This is a genomic window from Micrococcus sp. HMSC31B01 (assembly GCF_001816085.1).
Classification (GTDB): domain Bacteria; phylum Actinomycetota; class Actinomycetes; order Actinomycetales; family Micrococcaceae; genus Micrococcus; species Micrococcus luteus.
This window is the reverse complement of the sequence record NZ_KV825160.1, coordinates 1-2344: the sequence shown is the minus strand read 5'-3', so window position 1 is coordinate 2344 and position 2344 is coordinate 1. Positions and strand designations below refer to the sequence as shown.

General features: G+C 65.7%; 2 protein-coding genes. One reads left to right on the top strand and one right to left on the bottom strand.

The genetic code is table 11. The features are described 5' to 3' along the window. Nucleotides 1–261 precede the first annotated feature (261 nt). Nucleotides 262–666: a GNAT family N-acetyltransferase gene (locus tag HMPREF3105_RS07155; protein WP_102708789.1), complete on the bottom strand. Its 405-nt coding sequence runs from the start codon at nucleotides 664–666 to the stop codon at nucleotides 262–264. A 485-nt stretch (nucleotides 667–1151) separates the two neighbouring features. Here HMPREF3105_RS07155 and HMPREF3105_RS07150 point away from each other — a divergent pair, with 485 nt between their 5' ends. Further along, nucleotides 1152–2033, top strand: a complete 882-nt coding sequence (locus HMPREF3105_RS07150; RefSeq protein WP_070709061.1) for a manganese catalase — start codon at nucleotides 1152–1154, stop codon at nucleotides 2031–2033. The last annotated feature ends 311 nt before the right edge of the window (nucleotides 2034–2344 follow it).

Below are 2344 nucleotides of genomic sequence, written 5' to 3'. Positions count from 1 at the left end.
GTCCGGACCGAATGAAGGGGGCGGCTCAGGCCGCAGTGCTGTGAGCGCCCGGTCGGTGAGAGGGCGTACGGCCGAGGTGCCTGCCCGCGCGGCGTTGTAGGAGGCCCAATCGCTGGAACTTGTGGGAGTGGCTGGCATGGCCTGAGTATCTCGATCTGGGCACGTAGGGGGAAGAGGATGCGACGAGCGATGGTGTGTCGCGGCTTCCCCATGGCGAGAGTTGCGGCGAGGATCGGGCCCGCCGCAAACGACCGAATCTGCCTATCCCACGGGGCGGAATCCGAGCCGCTGGTAAATCCTCATGGCCGCATCGGAGGTGCCCTGTCCGAAGCGCAGACTCAGAGTGTGGTCACCGGCGTCGCAGCAGGTTGCGATGGCGTGTTGGACCAGAGCCCGCCCGATCCCCTTCCCGCGTGCGTGGGGATCAATGAAGAGGTCGATGATGAACGGACCAGTGAGGTGTTCGTCCCAGATCGAGTGGGTGACCACCATGATGGCTCCGGCGAGACGGCCACCCACCCACGCTGTAGTGCTCGCATCGGCGCGCAGCTTTCCGTAGTCACCGCGGAAGGTCGCGTTCATCTCCTCGCACGCCTCGTCTAGATCGGAGGCAGCGACGTCGGGTGGGTAGCTCATGAGATAGCACTGGGCCAGATCGTCGGCCATCCCAGCGTCCAATCCTCGAAAGTCGAGTCCTCCAGGGAGCTGGCCAGCAGGATAGAGCTGCGGCAAGTGAAGAGTCAGAAGGTCAGTGGGCACAGTTGTTCCTCTCGTGATGGTGGGGTGTTCAGCGCGATGCCGTCAGAGAGTGAACATGGCTCGGAAGATAGCAGTGCAGAGGCGCAGTGGAGAGAGGGCGAGACGCTCGGAGTGTGAGGGGCTGCTCTCGTGCTCGTGGAAGCGCAGCCACAAACGACCGGTTGTACTGCGTGCCGCTGGGAGTCACCTACCCGCCGCATCCGCAGGCGGAGGATGGCGAAAGCGCTCACCCCCCGAGTGGTGCTGGCGTCCATGACCCAGGTGGTGAGCGATGCAGTTCTGGCGTGGGCCAGCACTAACGCGGGTCGGTCAGACCCGCGTAGCGTCGATGATGTCCGGCGTGGAGCCCCTCGGGCTTCCACGCATCCGACATGATCGAGGGGAGTCCTCTCTTGTATATCCACAAGCAGAAGCTTCAGCACGTCTCCAGTCCTGAGAAGCCCGACGCGGTCTACGCCCGCAAGCTGCAGGAGGTGATCGGCGGGCAGTACGGTGAGATCACCGTGGCCATGCAGTACAGCTTCCAGGCCTGGAACGCCCACATTCCGGGCAAGTACCGGGACCTGCTCTTCAGCACGGCGGCCGAGGAGTTCGGTCACGTCGAGATGCTCGCCACCATGGTGGCCCAGCTGCTGGAGAAGGCCCCGGTGGGGATCACCACCGACGCCATCCAGGATGACCCGGCCGTGGCCGCCGTCATCGGGGGTACCGACCTGCAGCAGGCCATCGTGGCCGGTGCCGGTGCTCGCCCCGTGGACAGCATGGGGAATCCGTGGACGGCGGCCTACGTCACCGCCAGCGGCAACCTGTTGGCGGACATGACCGCCAACCTCAACGCCGAGATGCAGGGCCGCACCCAGGTGGCCCGGCTCTACCACATGACCGATGACCCGGGCATCCGGGAGCTGCTGTCCTTCCTTCTGGCCCGGGACACGATGCACCAGAACCAGTGGGCGGCGGCTGTGAAGGAGCTGCAGGAGGACGGCCTGGAGGAGATGCCGGTGCCGAGCAACTTCCCGCAGAAGAAGGAGGCCACGGAGCACTCGTACACGCACTACGAATTCTCTGACGGTCAGGCCACTGCGCAGGGTTCGTGGGCTGCAGGCCCCACCCCGGACGGCAAGGGCGAGTTCTCCTACTCGTCCGAGCCGCCGGCGGGGGTCCCCATGCCCCCGCCCACCCACCCGGACTCCCGTTTCTACGGGACCACGGAGGTGCCCAACCGCCTCGAGAAGCTGGCGGGCACGGTGCAGGACAAGCTGCACCGCGAGTGACCCGACCTTCCCGATGAGGCAGTGCACGGGCCCGTCTGCTCCGGCAGGCGGGCCCGTGTCGTCTGTCCATGTAAGAGGCCGCATCTCCCTGGCACGGATTGTGGCGAGAATGTGCCTCGCCATTCTTGAGGGGATGCGGGCGCTTCGGACAGGGCTGCGTGGTCGCACGGAGTGTTCTTGACCCACGTCCACGCGGGTATACCCCTTTACACGCCCTGCCCTGTGGCTTCGTTCGCTTGGTGGCGGGGTTTTTGCAGCGCTCCGTGGCGGTCTTGTTGCCGCGATCACGCAGGACTGGCTGCAGGTAGGTG